Source organism: Chitinophaga sp. (genome assembly GCF_036566945.1).
Classification (GTDB): Bacteria; Bacteroidota; Bacteroidia; order Chitinophagales; family Chitinophagaceae; genus Chitinophaga.
In genome coordinates this window covers 1-2496 of the sequence record NZ_DATCVJ010000966.1, presented here as the reverse complement: position 1 = coordinate 2496, position 2496 = coordinate 1, and the positions used below count along the sequence as shown (strand labels likewise).

Genomic DNA, 2496 nt, shown 5'->3' with positions numbered 1-2496 from the left:
GACCTGATCGGTAAAGTAAAAAACAACCCACGTATACATATTCCCATTTTTGGTAATGGAGATATCAACAGCCCCCAAAAGGCGCTTGAATATAAGAACCGCTACGGAGTAGATGGTATTATGATCGGTCGGGCAGTAATTGGCTACCCATGGCTGTTTCGTGAAATAAAGCATTATGTAAAGACGGGTGAAATCATGGCCGGTCCTACGTTGGAAGAACGTATTGCGGTGAGTAAGAAGCACCTGCGTTTATCTGTAGAATGGAAAGGGCCTGTGCAGGGGATTAATGAAATGCGCGGTTGTTATGCCAATTACCTGAAAGGGTTGCCGGATATCAAACAATTCCGTGGCCGCCTCGTGACCATGAAAACCGTGGAAGAAGTGGAAGCGGTGCTGGACGAAATTGAAGCTTACTATAAAGGTATTGAGCTGGCGAGTGCGCCGATAGAACTCATTGACTACCACCAGAATTGTCCTTTATAACATATAGAAAGAATTTTTTACGATATAATAAAACTAATTATGCGTTTGTTTTGTTATATCATAAAATTCGCCTGATGTTCAAATATTCTCTTATTGCCGTTGCGGTAGTTTGCAGCATCACAGGACTATTTTCCTGTCAACCATCTCCCAAAGAAAAATCAGTTACGGCCAGCACTGCTATTTTACCTGACACTACTGCTGTCAGCGATTTTGAATTTAAGGATCAGCACGAGATAGAGCGCGTAGTACTTGGGTTCTGCGAGCATTTTGACAATGGAGATCTTGATAAATGCGCAGCATATATGGATGATAGTATCCGTGGGCTGATTGACGGTGTGAAATTAAGGGGGAAGCAAAATTGGGTGGCGAAGATCGACACCCTGGTGAATAGTATTAAAAATTCACATTTTCAGCAGCGGCATATGATTACCAATATGCAGTTTTTTCCTGGTGTAAATGATACCGTGAAAGTAAGCATGTATACTTCCTGGTTGTGGACGGATCTGACCACCGGGCAGATACAGCTGATGTCTGTAGGATATTACAAGGGAAAGGTGGTTCGTAAAGAGGGGAAATGGTTTATTGCTGTATTGAATTCGCTGCCGGACAGCCGGTTGGTAAAACAGTTTTACCAGGATGTGCGGGAGGATCAGGTGTTATCGAATTAGAAGAGAGCTTTTTTCATAATGATAAAAATGGTGAAGGAAAATTTTCCTCCACCATTTTGTTTTTATTTAACCAGTATGCCATTACTGATGCTTTCCGGAACGGTTTGATAGTTCTCGAACGTGAGAGAGGCAGATGCTCTACCGGAAGAGAGTGTACGCAATACCGTTACATACCCGAATAGCTGGGATAGTGGTACCATCGCGGTGATGGTTTGTACCTGTGCATCCATGGCGATGTGTTTGATCACACCACGTCGTCTGTTCAGGTCACCAGTTAATGCGCCGGTATATTCTTCGGGCATGGTTACGTCTACTTTCATCCAGGGTTCGAGCAGGCGTGGGGCTGCTTTAGCCGCTACCTTTTTGAACCCGATAATGGCCACATGTTCAAAATCCAGGGCATGTGAATCGTTATCATGAATTTTTCCATCCAGCAATCTTACCCGCATCGATTTTACGGGGTATCCGGCCAGCGCGCCATTGTGCATAGCGGATTCAAAGCCTTTGCTGATAGAAGGAATGAATTCCTTAGGAATCACACCGCCTTTAATTTCGTTGATAAATTCCAGTCCGGGTACATCGTCATCTTTCGGAGATAATTCAAATTCTATTTCCGCAAAATTACCAGAGCCACCATTTTGTTTTTTATATACTTCGCGGTGGGTAACGGCTTTCGTAAATATTTCCTTGTAGGCAATTTGCGGCTGTCCTTTGTTGATCTCCAGGTGGTATTGTGATGCCAGCTTTTCCAGCACCACTTCCAGGTGAAGTTCTCCCACTCCTTTCAAAATCGTTTGTCCGGTGGCGTTATCTACGGCTACCGAGAGGGTAGGATCTTCATCAAGTAATCTGGCCAGTGCTTCACCGAGTTTATCGTTGTCTTTGGCTGATTTAGCTTCAATGGCATATCCTATCATTGGTTCGGGGAAACTGATTTTTTCCAGCAGCATCGCATGATCCGGATGAGAAAGGGTATCGCCTGTTTTCACATCTTTCAAACCTACTACGGCGCCGATGTCGCCCGCACCAATTTCTTCCACTGTTTCATATTTATCGGACATGATGCGCATTAAGCGGCTGATCCTGACCCTGCGGCCGGTACGGCTGTTCCAGAGTGTATCTCCACTGTGTAATACGCCTGCATATACACGTACTAACGTTAACTTCCCTACGTAATCATCCGTGATGATTTTAAATGCGAGGGCAGCCAGTGGGGATGTTTCACTCACGGGGATCATCACCGGGTTATCGGTATCCGGATTGGTGGCTTTTACCATGCCTACGTCCGAAGGCGCAGGAAGATAGGTGGCTACCGCATCCAGCAGGGGCTGTATACCTTTATTTT

3 protein-coding genes are annotated in these 2496 nt (G+C 45.0%); 2 read left to right on the top strand and 1 reads right to left on the bottom strand.

Annotation, left to right across the window (positions count from 1 at the left end):
• Together VIP81_RS29050 and VIP81_RS29045 are read left to right on the top strand one after the other, a co-directional pair.
• A partial coding sequence (locus VIP81_RS29050; RefSeq protein WP_331969941.1) for a tRNA-dihydrouridine synthase occupies positions 1-483 on the top strand: 483 nt, incomplete at its 5' end.
• A gap of 74 nt (positions 484-557) precedes the next feature.
• Entirely contained in the window at positions 558-1151 is a 594-nt protein-coding gene (locus tag VIP81_RS29045) for a nuclear transport factor 2 family protein (RefSeq protein ID WP_331969938.1), read from the top strand.
• Between the two features lie 62 nt (positions 1152-1213).
• On the opposite strand, the gene VIP81_RS29040 is transcribed toward VIP81_RS29045, so the two are convergent.
• On the bottom strand, positions 1214-2496 hold a 1283-nt coding region (locus VIP81_RS29040; protein WP_331969935.1), incomplete at its 5' end, for an elongation factor G.

Excerpts from the sequence above, each read along its gene's own strand:
- VIP81_RS29045 (WP_331969938.1), top strand. The coding sequence starts at position 558 with ATGTTCAAATATTCTCTTATTGCCGTTGCGGTAGTTTGCAGCATCACA.